13 protein-coding genes are annotated in these 12,767 nt (G+C 58.8%); 5 read left to right on the top strand and 8 right to left on the bottom strand.

Annotated elements, in window-relative coordinates:
- Window positions 1-77: 77 nt before the first annotated feature.
- The 4 genes from pncB to CPter91_RS06870 all read right to left on the bottom strand — a co-directional run bounded on the left by pncB (window position 78) and on the right by CPter91_RS06870 (window position 3,460).
- Window positions 78-1,274 (bottom strand): nicotinate phosphoribosyltransferase, encoded by a 1,197-nt coding sequence (pncB, locus tag CPter91_RS06885; protein WP_061945923.1) that lies wholly within the window; start codon window positions 1,272-1,274, stop codon window positions 78-80.
- Window positions 1,275-1,369: 95 nt separating this feature from the next.
- Entirely contained in the window at window positions 1,370-1,900 is a 531-nt protein-coding gene (locus CPter91_RS06880; protein WP_061938714.1) for a hypothetical protein, read from the bottom strand.
- 10 nt (window positions 1,901-1,910) lie between these two features.
- On the bottom strand, window positions 1,911-2,357 hold the full coding sequence (locus CPter91_RS06875; RefSeq protein ID WP_061938712.1) for a hypothetical protein: 447 nt from the start codon (window positions 2,355-2,357) through the stop codon (window positions 1,911-1,913).
- 179 nt (window positions 2,358-2,536) lie between these two features.
- Window positions 2,537-3,460 (bottom strand): cation diffusion facilitator family transporter, encoded by a 924-nt coding sequence (locus tag CPter91_RS06870; RefSeq protein WP_061938709.1) that lies wholly within the window; start codon window positions 3,458-3,460, stop codon window positions 2,537-2,539.
- A gap of 314 nt (window positions 3,461-3,774) precedes the next feature.
- On the opposite strand from CPter91_RS06870, the gene fdxA reads away from it, so the two are divergent.
- Complete coding sequence (fdxA, locus tag CPter91_RS06865; RefSeq protein WP_061938706.1) at window positions 3,775-4,098, top strand: ferredoxin FdxA; 324 nt, start codon at window positions 3,775-3,777, stop codon at window positions 4,096-4,098.
- A gap of 210 nt (window positions 4,099-4,308) precedes the next feature.
- A complete protein-coding gene (locus tag CPter91_RS06860) occupies window positions 4,309-5,394 on the top strand; it encodes an NAD(P)/FAD-dependent oxidoreductase (RefSeq protein WP_061938703.1) in 1,086 nt (361 codons plus the stop codon).
- A 210-nt stretch (window positions 5,395-5,604) separates the two neighbouring features.
- Here CPter91_RS06860 and pnp read toward each other — a convergent pair whose 3' ends face one another.
- Both pnp and rpsO read right to left on the bottom strand, forming a co-directional pair.
- Entirely contained in the window at window positions 5,605-7,740 is a 2,136-nt protein-coding gene (pnp, locus tag CPter91_RS06855) for a polyribonucleotide nucleotidyltransferase (RefSeq protein WP_061945921.1), read from the bottom strand.
- A 293-nt stretch (window positions 7,741-8,033) separates the two neighbouring features.
- Window positions 8,034-8,303: a 30S ribosomal protein S15 gene (gene rpsO, locus CPter91_RS06850; RefSeq protein ID WP_014007042.1), complete on the bottom strand. Its 270-nt coding sequence runs from the start codon at window positions 8,301-8,303 to the stop codon at window positions 8,034-8,036.
- A 165-nt stretch (window positions 8,304-8,468) separates the two neighbouring features.
- On the opposite strand from rpsO, the gene bamE reads away from it, so the two are divergent.
- Entirely contained in the window at window positions 8,469-8,966 is a 498-nt protein-coding gene (gene bamE, locus CPter91_RS06845; RefSeq protein ID WP_061938700.1) for an outer membrane protein assembly factor BamE domain-containing protein, read from the top strand.
- 33 nt (window positions 8,967-8,999) lie between these two features.
- A complete protein-coding gene (locus tag CPter91_RS06840) occupies window positions 9,000-9,899 on the top strand; it encodes a YihY/virulence factor BrkB family protein (protein ID WP_061938697.1) in 900 nt (299 codons plus the stop codon).
- Between the two features lie 130 nt (window positions 9,900-10,029).
- Here the strand turns inward: CPter91_RS06840 and lolD are convergent, their stop codons facing one another.
- Window positions 10,030-10,758, bottom strand: a complete 729-nt coding sequence (gene lolD, locus CPter91_RS06835; RefSeq protein ID WP_061938693.1) for a lipoprotein-releasing ABC transporter ATP-binding protein LolD — start codon at window positions 10,756-10,758, stop codon at window positions 10,030-10,032.
- On the bottom strand, window positions 10,751-12,016 hold the full coding sequence (locus CPter91_RS06830) for a lipoprotein-releasing ABC transporter permease subunit (RefSeq protein WP_061938690.1): 1,266 nt from the start codon (window positions 12,014-12,016) through the stop codon (window positions 10,751-10,753). Before CPter91_RS06830 ends, lolD begins: the two co-directional genes overlap by 8 nt.
- Before the next feature lie 262 nt (window positions 12,017-12,278).
- Between CPter91_RS06830 and CPter91_RS06825 the strand changes: the two genes are divergently transcribed.
- Entirely contained in the window at window positions 12,279-12,731 is a 453-nt protein-coding gene (locus CPter91_RS06825) for a thioredoxin family protein (protein WP_061938687.1), read from the top strand.
- Window positions 12,732-12,767: the final 36 nt, after the last annotated feature.

The raw sequence follows: 12,767 nt of genomic DNA, 5'->3' as shown, positions 1-12,767 counted from the left end.
TTCCCGGTAAAGTGTTCGAACAAAAAACGCAGGCCATTCTAATCGCAAACCCATGTCGAATAAATAACAAAGCAACACTATTGCCCGGCCGCCTTGTCCAGCTCGGCGATCTCGAAAACCTGGCGCAGGTAGCTCAGGTAGGGTTGGTCGTCGCACATGTTCTTGGATGGCGTATCCGACAGCTTGGCCACCGGCTGACCATTGCACCGTACCATCTTCATGACGATCTGCAAGGGCGTATAGCCGAGATCGTTGGTGAGGTTGGTGCCGACGCCGAAAGCGACCCGGGTGCGGTCCTTGAAACGCAGATACAGCTCGTTGACCTTGGCGAAGTCCAGGCTGTCGGAAAACACCAGCGTCTTGGTCGAAGGATCGACGCGGTTGTCCTGATAATGCTTGATCAGGCGCTCGCCCCACTCGAAAGGATCGCCGGAATCGTGGCGGGCGCCGTCGAACAGCTTGCAGAAGTAGAGGTCGAAGTCGCGCAGGAAGGCGCCCATGCCGTAGACATCCGACAAGGCGATACCGAGGTCGCCGCGGTATTCCTTAGCCCACATTTCAAAACCGTAGATCTGCGAATCGCGCAGCCGCGGGCCGAGCGACTGACAGGCTTGCAAGTATTCATGGGCCATGGTGCCGAGCGGCGTCATGTTGTATTTCATGGCGAAATAGACATTCGAGGTGCCGACCAGATGCTGGGCAAAATCGCGCTGCAGGGTCTGCACCACTTCTTCGTGCCAGCTGCGGGAAAAGCGCCGGCGCGTGCCGTAGTCCGCCACCTTGCAGCCAGCCATGGCCGGATTGTCGCGGATCAGCGCCATCTTGCTTTGCAGGCGGCTGCGTCCTTCCTCCAAGTCCGGCGTGCTCTGGGTGGCGCGGAAATACACTTCGTTGACAATCGCCAGCACCGGCACTTCAAACAGGATGGTGTGCAGCCACGGACCTTTGACCGTGATATCGATCTCGCCGTTGTCGGCCGCCGAAGGCTGCACGCTGATGTACTTTTGCTGCAGGTGGAACAGGCTGAGAAAGTCGATGAAGTCGTTCTTGATGAAGCGCATGCTGCTGAGATAAGCCAGCTCCTGCTCCTGGAAACGCAGGCGGCACAGGCCGGCGATCTCGTCGCGGATTTCATCGACATACGGCCGCAGATCCACCCCCTTGTTGCGGCACTTATAGCGATACTCCACTTCCGCCGCCGGGAAATGATGCAAGACCACCTGCATCATCGTGAATTTATACAGATCGGTGTCGAGCAGCGAAGTAATGATCATGGTCTTTGGATACAGGGCGGTGATGGAAGGCTGCCAGCGCAAACCTGGCTAGCGGGACCGGTTCCGCATCTTACAACAGCGGCTGAATTGTGGCTTCATTTGACGCATGTGCGGTCGTAGTGCGCTCGCAGCCGCTCGCGTTCGCTGAGCGGCGTAACGCTGCCGGGCGACAGCAAACTTTCGAGCCATGTGCCGTTGCGCTGCGCGTTATCCGGATTTGGGACCCCGGGCCTGGGGCCGTTGGGCGAGCGATACGACTCGCTGGGATAGGTTCGCGACAAGTCGGCGTTCGGATAAAAGTCGGCTGGAATCATCGGTTCACGATATAGCGCCCCCCTGTATTGCTGCTCCAGCGACTCGCAATTGTGCCCCCTGTCTCCGTTCCAGTCGCGCCGGGCGTGCTTCGGCTGCGATTCCGACTCAGTCGCCGGTGGAATCAACAGGTCCCTCCGCGCTGTCGCCGGCAAGCTGTTGAAACTGTTGCGGCCGCCGGCGACATTGAAATGCAAGGGCCAGCCGGCATTGGCCGGCTGCTCGGCAGCCAGCACCACGTTTCCGGAGATGCAGGCAAAAGCGAGCAATACGATGAACGATAAGCGCGGCAATGAGTAAGAACGGAAGCGCATGGCAGTGTCCTTACCTATCGCATTCACTGTGATAACGCGCTTCCAGCCTGCTGCGTTCGTCGTACTGCACGACGGCGGCGCTGTTCTGCTGGTAAGAGCGGTTCGGATCGTTGCGCGCAACGCCTGGCGGGAGAAAATCCGGCTGCGTCGCCGGCGCGGCGGTCTGGGCGCGCCTGATTTGCTGCTGCAGTTCGTTGCAATGGCGATCGTCTTTCAGATTCAGGCCATTGCCGGCGGCGTTTGGCTGCTGCTCGCTTTCCGGGGTCGCCAGCAACTTCTTGCGGTCTTCGGCAGACAGGCTGTTGAAGCTGGTGCCCGCGGTGGCAGCATTGGCAGCGGCGTTGGGGATGGCGTTGGTCGGTGCGCTGAGCGGACCGGCCGCCTGGGCCGACAGCGCCGCCAGGCCGATCAGGGTCAGCGGCGCGCAACGAAGAAACAATGGGAAACGCTGAGTCATGGCAATCCTCCGTGGATCAAATGGGTGGAGTGTCTGCCGCGCCTTGACAGGGCCGGCAGATTTGCGCTGCGACATAATGATCTTCGTTTGGCGGTATGGCTGGCAAAGCTTATGGCAAACATCCCCTGAGAGATGGCAACGTGACAATTCTAGCTTACCCGCCATGCGCCATCCATGTTTTATTTATCTTCCGGCGCAGCGTGGTCGGGTTCGAAGAAACACCAGTACACCTGCGGCCAGCGCTGCTGGATGCCGGCTTCGATGCGGTTGATCGCGTCCACCAGCGCCACATCGGACGGCTGCGGCCGCATCACCGCCTGCACCGCGATCATGACCTGCTCACCCCACTGCATGGAAATCAGGTTGCGCACGCCGGCGACGTCGGCGTCGGCCTGGATGTAGGCCTTGATAGCGGCATGCACCTCGGGCGCCGCCGATTCGCCGGTGACCATGGCTTTCACCTCGCGGATCACCAGCACCGCGACGATCATCAGCAACAGGCCGACCGCAATCGTGCCGCAGGCATCCCACAGCGGATTGCCGGTGATGACCGTCAGCGAAACCGCGACAAACGCTAGCGCCAGCCCGGCCAGCGCGGCAATATCCTCCCCGGCCACCACCATCAGTTCCGACTGCCGGGTTTCGCGGAACCACTGCATGAACGGCTTGCCTTGCGCAATCTTGCGGATTTCCACCAGCGCCCCGCGCAAGGAAAAAGCCTCCAGCACGACCGATACGCCCAGCACGCCAAGCGCGATCCAGGGAGTGCTGATCGGCTGCGGATGCTTGAGATGCTCGATCCCTTCCATCACCGAAAAGGCGCCGCCGACAAAAAACAGCAGCAAGGCCACCATCATGGCCCAGAAATACACCACCCGCGCGTAGCCCATCGGATGAGAGGCATTGGCTGGCCGCTTCGCTTCTTTCAAGCCGATCAGCAGGAACACCTGATTGGTGCAATCGGCCAGCGAATGGATCGCCTCGGCCAGCATCGCCCCCGAGCCGGTATAGGTGGCGGCAGCAAATTTTGCCAGCGCGATGCCACCGTTGGCGCCCAAGGCATAAAAGATGGCCTTGGTGGAGCCCTCATTGGAAGATGACATAATTAATCCGTAGCAACAAAGGCTGTAACGATAGCCAGTTTGGCAAGTTCGCGCAAGCAATCCGTCCGCACCGCAAAGCCGCGCTGCCGAATATGGTAAAACTACGGAATCGGGCGTTTTTACGTTAATGTGAATTTCACATTTGCTTATATGGATTCTATATAACAGCAGTTTGTGAGAAAACCCGAATTACCTTAAAATACAAGGCTTTGCGACTGGGTAAATATATATTAGGGCAAGCAATGGCCCGAAATACTCCAGGCGCCGCCTCAAGACCCGCATCAAGACCATTATTTACAGATAGGACTGTTGTTATGACCCACGTTGTGACCGAATCTTGCATTCGCTGCCGCTATACCGACTGCGTGGATGTATGCCCGGTTGATTGCTTCCGCCAGGGGCCGAATTTCCTGTCGATCGACCCTGACGAATGCATCGACTGCGCGGTATGCGTCGCCGAATGCCCGGTCAACGCCATCTATGCCGAAGAAGACGTGCCGGCGGATCAGCAGCAATTCATCAAGCTCAATGAAGACCTGTCGCGCCACTGGCCGTCGATCACCAAGACTATCGCCCCTCTGGCCGAAGCCGAGGAATGGAAAGATGTCAAAGACAAATTGGAGTTTTTGCAGCGCTAAGCCAGCCTCGGGCCGCCCTTGCAGCATCGGCGGCCAAGATGCCCAGCAGCGCAAGCTCTTCAATAAAGCCAGGCCATTGCCCCCAGCCACAGCGCAGCACCTATCGCCACATCAACGCGAAACTTTCATCCAATCGCCGTCGCAGCCATCGCTAGTATTCGGGCCACGGCGTTTTGGGGGACTCAACCGAAACAGGAATCAGATCGTCGTATGGATACCACCGTCAAACTTGCACCAGCATCTACTTCTGCCAACAGCGTGATCGAAACCGATGCCGTCATCGTCGGCGCCGGTCCGGTCGGCCTGTTCCAGGTCTTTGAGCTCGGCCTGCTGGAAATCAAGGCCCACGTCATCGACTCGCTGCCGGTTGTCGGCGGCCAGTGCGTGGAACTGTATCCGGACAAGCCCATCTACGACATCCCTGCGGTACCGGTCTGCACCGGCCAGGAACTGACCGACAACCTGCTCAAGCAGATCGAGCCGTTCGAACCGACTTTCCACCTGAACCAGGAAGTGACACTGGTGGCACGCCGCGAAGACAACCGCTTCGACCTGGAAACCTCGGCCGGCACCCGCTTCATCACCAAGACCATCTTCATTGCCGCCGGCGTCGGCTCGTTCCAGCCGCGCACCATCAAGGTCGACGGCATCGACCAGTTCGACAATACGCAGCTGTTCTACCGCGTCAAGGATCCGCTCCAATTCCACGGCAAGAACCTGGTCATCTGCGGCGGTGGCGACTCCGCGCTAGACTGGGCGCTGGACCTGGTCGGCAAGGCTGAATCGGTGGTGCTGCTGCATCGCCGCGAAGAATTCCGCGCTGCGCCAGCTTCAGTGGCCAAGATGAAGGCGCTGTGCGAAGCCTATGAAATGCAGTTCCTGGTTGGTCAGGTTACCGGCCATGAAGCCAAGGACGGCAAGCTGAGCGAGATCAAGGTCACCGGCCCGGACGGCGTCACCCGCCGCCTGCCGCTGGACACCTTGCTGGTGTTCTTCGGCCTGTCGCCAAAACTCGGCCCGATCGCCGAATGGGGCCTGGATATCGAGCGCAAGCAGCTGCGCGTGGTCGACACCGAGAAATTTGAAACCAATGTACCGGGCATCTTTGCGGTGGGCGACATCAACACCTATCCTGGCAAGAAGAAGCTGATCCTGTCGGGCTTCCATGAAGCCGCGCTGGCCGCTTTTGGCGCTGCGCCTTACATCTTCCCGGACAAGAAGATCCACATGCAGTACACCACTACCTCACCGAAACTGCACAAGATCCTGGGCGTGGAATCGCCGGTGTTCGATTAAACACGGTTGCAACGATAAAAAGCCGCCCGAGAGTTACTCTCCGGCGGCTTTTTTTTCGCGTAGGGTGGGCACCCGTGCCCACGCGGACGGTTGCGCTTCAGCGTGGGCAGACAATCCTGCCCACCCTACTTCTACTTCTTTGTGGCTGGTAAACGTAAAAACGCCCGGGATGCATCAGCATCCCGGGCGTTTTTCATACAGCTAGCTAGATTACTGCGCCGCTGCCGGAGCAGCTTCGCCGCCTTCGTCAGACTGGGCTGCCTTCATCGACAGTTTCAGACGGCCGCGGTCGTCGGTCTCGAGAACCTTGACGCGCACTTGCTGGCCTTCTTTCAGGTAGTCGGCGACGGCATTCACGCGCTCATTGGCGATCTGGCTGATGTGCAGCAGACCGTCTTTGCCCGGCAATACCTGGACGATTGCACCGAAGTCCAACAGTTTCAGGACCGTGCCTTCGTAGACCTTGCCTACTTCAACCGAAGCAGTCAGTTCTTCGATACGGCGCTTGGCTTCCTGGCCTGCAGCTGCATCCACCGAAGCGATAGTGACGACGCCTTCGTCGCTGATATCGATCTGGGTGCCGGTTTCTTCGGTCAGCGCGCGGATCACAGCGCCGCCCTTGCCGATCACGTCACGGATTTTTTCCGGATTGATCTTGATGGTGATCAGGCGCGGAGCGAAGTCGGACAGCTCGGTCTTACCGTGCGGTACCGCTTCCTGCATCTTACCCAGGATATGGATACGGCCTTCCTTGGCTTGCGCCAAAGCGACCTGCATGATTTCCTTGGTGATGCCCTGGATCTTGATATCCATCTGCAGAGCAGTGATACCGTTAGCTGTACCAGCTACCTTGAAGTCCATGTCGCCGAGGTGATCTTCATCACCCAAGATGTCGGTCAAGACGGCGAACTTGCTGCCGTCCTTGATCAGGCCCATGGCGATACCAGCCACGTGCGCTTGCATCGGCACACCTGCGTCCATCAGCGCCAGGCAGCCGCCGCAGACCGAAGCCATCGACGAGGAACCGTTGGATTCGGTGATTTCCGATACCAGGCGTACCGAGTAGCTGAAATCTTCCGGCGCCGGCAGTGCTGCCTGCAGAGCGCGCTTGGCCAGACGGCCGTGACCGATTTCGCGGCGCTTTGGCGTACCAACGCGGCCGGTTTCGCCAGTAGCGAACGGTGGCATGTTGTAATGCAGCATGAAGCGGTCCGAGTACTCGCCCATCAGCGCGTCGATCTTCTGTTCGTCGCGTGCGGTGCCCAGCGTGGCAACTACCAGCGCCTGGGTTTCGCCACGGGTGAACAGTGCCGAACCGTGGGTACGCGGCAGGACGCCGGTACGGATGGTGATCGGACGCACGGTACGTGTATCGCGGCCGTCGATGCGTGGCTCGCCTTCGAGGATCTGCGAACGGACGATCTTGGCTTCCAGGTCAAACAGGATGCCGCTGACTTCCGACGAATCAGGCGCATTGCCGCCGATCGATGCAGCTTCCGCAGCCAGTGCCGCGTTGACTTCGGCAGTAGCGTCTTTCAGCTTGGTGGTGCGGGCTTGCTTGTCTTTGGTCTGGTAAGCTTCGCGCAGCTTGGCTTCGCCGAAATGCGCAACGCGTGCGATCAGGGCGTCGTTCTTTGGCGCCGGGCTCCATTCGACTTCAGGCTTGCCGCCGTCGCGCACCAGTTCATGGATGGCGTCGATCACTGCCTTCGATTGCTCGTGGCCGAATACAACCGCGCCCAGCATGATTTCTTCCGACAATTGCTTGGCTTCCGATTCCACCATCAGCACGGCGGTTTCAGTACCGGCAACCACCAGGTCCATGGCCGACTTGGCCAGTTGCGATGTGGTCGGGTTCAGCACGTACTGGCCGTCGATGTAACCAACGCGCGCAGCGCCGACCGGGCCGGCGAAAGGAATGCCGGCAACCGACAAGGCAGCCGATGCGCCGATCATTGCAGCGATGTCTGGATCGATTTCTGGATTGACCGACAGCACGTGAATGATGACTTGCACTTCATTCAGGTAACCTTCTGGGAACAGCGGGCGGATCGGACGATCGATCAGGCGCGATGTCAGGGTTTCTTTTTCGGAAGGACGGCCTTCGCGCTTGAAGAAACCGCCTGGGATACGGCCAGCTGCGTATGTCTTTTCAACGTAATCAACGGTCAGTGGGAAAAAATCCTGACCTGGCTTGGCATCTTTGCGTGCCACAACGGTAGCCAGCACAACGGTATCTTCGATCGATACCAGCACTGCGCCGGAGGCTTGACGAGCGATCTCGCCAGTTTCCAGGGTGACCTGATGCTGACCATACTGGAATGTCTTCGTAACTTTATTAAACACAATATATCCTTTCATTTTGCCGACAGATTTTCAGGCGCTGTCGTTCACCTCACCACAGACGACTGCAACGCTGGCATTGCCAGCGAGTGTCATCTCCTTGCATAGAACTAATTTCTTAACACTTGTGCAGATAAGCTGCAAAAAAGCTGCTGCCAAAAGCAAAAATGCCCGCATCAGAGACTGATACAGGCATTTTTTTCAACTTATCGACGGACCAAGGACATCGTCGCGAAATATCGAAACAGGATGTCGCAGAAAATAACGTCGGCCGACGATGAGTCGCGCACTTACTATTACTTACGCAAGCCGAGTTTTTCGATCAGCGAGCGGTAACGGTTCAGGTCCTTACCTTTGAGGTAGGACAGCAGGCTTTTACGACGGTTAACCATCATGATCAGGCCGCGGCGGGAATGGTGATCCTTGGCGTGGGCTTTGAAGTGACCGTTCAGGTCGTTGATACGGGCTGTCAGCAGCGCAACTTGCACTTCCGGGGAGCCGGTGTCGTTTTGACCGCGCGCATTATCAGTGATAATAGCGGCCTTGGCTGTTTTTTCGATAGTCATGCTTTACCTTTCACAAGCGGTGTACAGAGTACGCAACCCTATGCACCGTGAACAAACAATTAAAAAATCCGGTCAAACTTGACCAGACGCGCAGTATATAGCAAAAAACCTGCGGATTCAATTACTTAGCGTGACACGAACAACAATCAATTTTGGAGTATAGCCATGAAGCAACTCTTTCCTGCCCTGCTAGCCGGCCTGCTGCTCAGCCTGGGCGGTTGCGCCTCGCTGCTGGCGCCGCCGGTCAACCCGGGCGAACCCGAAGCGCAGGTGCTGGCGCGCCTGGGCAAACCCACTGGAACTTATCAGGACGGCAATGATGTATTATTGGAATATGCGCGCGGTCCTTTCGGCCAGGCAACCTATATGGCGAAAATCGGCCCCGACCAAAAATTAATTTCATACGAGCAAGTTTTGACCCTGGAGAAATTCGCCACCATCAAGGTCGGCCAGTTCAACCAGGCCGATGTGCTGCGCACCATAGGCAAGCCTTTCGAAACCGTCTATTACGACCGGGTCAAGCTGAACGGCTGGAACTACGCCTACAAGGAAGCCGGCGTCTGGAATTCGGAGATGACCGTGTATTTCGACGACAGCGGCATCGTGCGCAAACTGGAAAACGGCCCCGATCCGCGCTTTGAACACAGCCGCTTCGGCAGGTAGGACTGCAGGCATTTCTGAAAGAAGACCGCAACCATGATCAAACTCCCCGAGCGCCGCCGCGTCCAGGCCATGCTGGCCAGCACCCTGAACGAGTGGTTCAAGCAACGCTCCGGCAGCAAGGGCGCAGCGCTGGCCTTCTACACCCTGTTCTCGATGGCGCCGATGCTGATCCTGGTGATCGCCATCGCCGGTGCGGTATTCGGCGAACAGGCCGCGCGCGGGGAAATTTTCGGCCAACTGTCCGGCCTGATCGGCTCGACCGGCGCCGACGCCATTCAGCTGCTGCTGGCCGCGGCCCACAAGAACCAGTCCGGGCCGGTGGCCGCGCTGATCGCCGTGGTGGTGCTGCTGGTCGGCGCCACTACCGTATTTTCCGAACTGAAGGATAGCCTGGACGAAATCTGGTACGTGGAACGTACCCGCCAGTCCGGCATCATGTCGCTGATCCGCACCCGGCTGCTGTCGTTCGGCCTGATCCTGGTGCTGGCCTTCCTGCTGCTGACCTCGCTGGTGGTCAGCGCGGCGCTGGCGCTGCTGGCCAAGTACCTGGGCGGCACCTGGGTCAGCGTCACCACCATCTTTTCGCCGCTGTCGCAGCTGTTCGCCTTCGCCGTCATCGCCAGCCTGTTCGCCTCGATCTACAAGATGCTGCCGCAGACCAAACTACCCTGGCGCGATGTCTGGATCGGCTCGATCGGCACCGCCGCCCTGTTCGTGCTCGGCAAATACCTGATCGGCATCTACCTCGGCAACAGCGGCGTCGCCTCCAGCTACGGCGCAGCCGGTTCGGTGATCGCGCTGCTGCTATGGATTTATTATTCGGCGCAGATTTTCTTCTTCGGCGCCCAGTTCACGCGCCAGTACGCCTTGTTCTTCGGCAGTCTGCAAACGCAAAATAAAAAAGCCGGCAATCTGGCGACGCCGGCTTCCTGATTTCCTTTTGGCACGGTAGTGCCGTAGGGTGGGCACCTGTGCCCACGCAGTGCTTTCGCGTCTCAAACTACGCGTCTCGCCATTTCCGCGTGGGCACAGGTGCCCACCCTACCAGAGCTAATTTCCTTGTTTAGTCCTGGTACGGCTCCAGCCCGCGCTCCGAGAGGCGCAGGATGCGGCCGCAGCGACGCGCCAGCTCGATGTCGTGGGTGACGATGACGAAGGCGGTGCCCAGCGTCTGCGACAATTCCAGCATCAGGTCGAAAGTCATTTGCGCGGTAGCGCGGTCGAGGTTACCGGTCGGCTCGTCGGCCAGCACGCAGGCCGGCCGGGTCACCAGCGCCCGCGCCAGTGCCACCCGTTGGCGTTCGCCGCCGGACAATTCGCCCGGCACATGGATTACCCGTTCCGCCAGGCCAACCCGCGCCAGGATCTCGCGCGCCTGCTGCTGCGCATCGCTGCGCTTGAGGCGGCGGATCATGAGCGGCATGGCGACGTTGTCCAACGCGGAAAACTCCGGCAACAGATGATGGAACTGGTAGACGAAGCCCAAGGCATTGTTGCGCAAATCGCCGCGGGTCTTTTCTCCCAATGTGGTGAAGTCCTTGCCAAGCAGGCTGACATTGCCGGCGCTCGGTGTATCCAGGCCGCCCAGCAGATGCAACAGGGTCGACTTGCCGGAACCGGAAGCGCCGACGATGGCGACCTGCTCGCCCTTGACGACGTCGATATCGATGCCGTTCAAGACCTTGACCGAGTAACTGCCTTGAGTAAAGGTCTTGCCCAGGCCGCGGCAAGACAGCACCACCGGATGATTGTTTTGATTACTTGTATTGGTTGTATTGGTTGTATTACTCATAACGCAATGCCTCGGCAGGTTTCACCCGGGCAGCCCACCAGCTCGGGTACAGGGTCGCCAGGAAGGCCAGCACCACGGCGACGCCGCCGATGGTCCAGACATCCGGCCAGCGCAGGTCGGACGGCAACTCAGTGATCACATACACGCTCTTCGGCAGGAACTGCACGTGCAGCAGGTTTTCGATGAACGGCACGATGACGTCGATATTCAGCGCCACCAGCACTCCAGCGCCGACGCCGATCGCGGTGCCGATCAGGCCCACCAGCGCGCCCTGGATCATGAAGATCTTCATGATCGAGCCAGGCGAGGCGCCCAGGGTGCGCAGGATCGCGATATCAGCCTGCTTGTCGGTCACCGTCATCACCAGCGTCGACACCAGGTTGAAGGCGGCCACGGCAATGATCAGGGTGAGGATGATGAACATCATGCGCTTCTCGGTCTTGACCGCGGCGAACCAGTTGCTGTTCTGCTGGGTCCAGTCGCGCAGGTAGAGATTGGGCGGCAGCGTGGTCGCCAGCTGCTGCACGATCTGCGGTGCTTCCAGCATGTCGGTGACCTTCAGGCGCACGCCGGAGGGCGAATCCTGGCGGAACATCTTTTCTGCATCGTCCAGGTGGATGAAGGCCAGGGTCGAATCGTATTCATAATGGCCGGCCTCGAAAATCCCTGCCACCGTAAACTGACGCAGGCGCGGAATCACGCCGGCCGGCGTCACCTGCCCTTGCGCCGCCATCAGCGTCACCTTGTCGCCGATGCCGACGCTCAAGGCATGCGCCAGCTCTATCCCCAGTACGATATTGAATTCGCCCGCTTTCAGGTCGTTGAAACTGCCTTGCTTGACCTTCTTGGCGACATCCGACACCTTCGGCTCCTCGGCCGGCAAGACGCCGCGTATCGCCACGCCGCGCAGGACGCCGTCGCGCACCAGCATGGCTTGCGCATCGACATACGGGGCGGCGCCGATCACTTCCTTGTTCTTGAAAGCTTGTGCTGCGACTTCTTCCCAATTTTTCATGGAACCGGAAGCGTCGAACACTTCGATATGCGCCAGCACCGACAGCATGCGGTCGCGCACATCTTTCTGGAAGCCGTTCATCACCGACAGCACCACGATCAGCGCGGCCACCCCCAGGGCGATGCCAGCCATGGAAATCAGGGAAATGAAGGAAATGAAGCTGTTGCGGCCGCTGCGCTTGCCCGCACGGGTATAGCGGATGCCGACCAGCCACTCAAATGGTAAATTTTTTATGATGCTCAACGCGAGGCTCCCAAAATCAGCCCGCAGTTTGCCATAATTTGGCAAACTCACGGTACTTTACGGCGGAATGCGCTTGTTCAGATTGAAACCCGGCCTTATCGTTCAATATGCTCAAGCCGAAATACCGGGCGGCACCGTCAATTGCCAAAACGAAATATACTCTCAAATATATACACGAATACGCAACCAACTCCGTAAAACATCCGGCCGGCGGCGGATGTTCATTCAACTGTAACCATTCAGAACTATCGAGGATCGCATCATGAAAAAATTCTTTGCGCTGTGCCTGGGCTTGCTGCTGGCGCAGGCGGTATCGGCGGCCAACCTTCCCTACGATGAAAAAGCCGATGCCAAGGCCGACGTCAGCCAGGCCCTGAGCCAGGCGCAGGCCAGCAAAAAGCAGGTGATCCTGGTGTTCGGCGCCAACTGGTGCACCGATTGCCGCGAACTGGACAAGGCGCTGCACGGCAAGAGCGCGGCGCTGATCGATGGCAAATTCATTCTGGTGAAGGTCGATGTCGGCAATTTCGACAAGAATCTCGATGTTGCCCAGTCTTACGGCAACCCGATCAAGAAAGGCATTCCGGCGGCAGTGCTGCTCAGCCCGGACAACCAGATCGTCTATTCGACCAAGGCGGGCGAGCTGGCCGATGCCCGCCGCATGGGCGAGAACGGCATCTATGATTTCTTCAACAAGGAAATCGTAAAACGATAGATGGCACGGGCCGGACCAGCTCTGGCTGAACCGGCC

Origin of the sequence: Collimonas pratensis (genome assembly GCF_001584185.1) — a bacterium.
In the GTDB taxonomy this organism is placed as follows: domain Bacteria; phylum Pseudomonadota; class Gammaproteobacteria; order Burkholderiales; family Burkholderiaceae_D; genus Collimonas; species Collimonas pratensis.
This window is presented reverse-complemented; position numbering and strand designations above follow the sequence as displayed.

Excerpts from the sequence above, each read along its gene's own strand:
- pncB (WP_061945923.1), bottom strand. The coding sequence starts at position 1,274 with ATGATCATTACTTCGCTGCTCGACACCGATCTGTATAAATTCACGATG.
- CPter91_RS06880 (WP_061938714.1), bottom strand. The coding sequence starts at position 1,900 with ATGCGCTTCCGTTCTTACTCATTGCCGCGCTTATCGTTCATCGTATTG.
- CPter91_RS06875 (WP_061938712.1), bottom strand. The coding sequence starts at position 2,357 with ATGACTCAGCGTTTCCCATTGTTTCTTCGTTGCGCGCCGCTGACCCTG.
- CPter91_RS06870 (WP_061938709.1), bottom strand. The coding sequence starts at position 3,460 with ATGTCATCTTCCAATGAGGGCTCCACCAAGGCCATCTTTTATGCCTTG.
- fdxA (WP_061938706.1), top strand. The coding sequence starts at position 3,775 with ATGACCCACGTTGTGACCGAATCTTGCATTCGCTGCCGCTATACCGAC.
- CPter91_RS06860 (WP_061938703.1), top strand. The coding sequence starts at position 4,309 with ATGGATACCACCGTCAAACTTGCACCAGCATCTACTTCTGCCAACAGC.
- rpsO (WP_014007042.1), bottom strand. The coding sequence starts at position 8,303 with ATGACTATCGAAAAAACAGCCAAGGCCGCTATTATCACTGATAATGCG.
- bamE (WP_061938700.1), top strand. The coding sequence starts at position 8,469 with ATGAAGCAACTCTTTCCTGCCCTGCTAGCCGGCCTGCTGCTCAGCCTG.
- CPter91_RS06840 (WP_061938697.1), top strand. The coding sequence starts at position 9,000 with ATGATCAAACTCCCCGAGCGCCGCCGCGTCCAGGCCATGCTGGCCAGC.
- lolD (WP_061938693.1), bottom strand. The coding sequence starts at position 10,758 with ATGAGTAATACAACCAATACAACCAATACAAGTAATCAAAACAATCAT.
- CPter91_RS06825 (WP_061938687.1), top strand. The coding sequence starts at position 12,279 with ATGAAAAAATTCTTTGCGCTGTGCCTGGGCTTGCTGCTGGCGCAGGCG.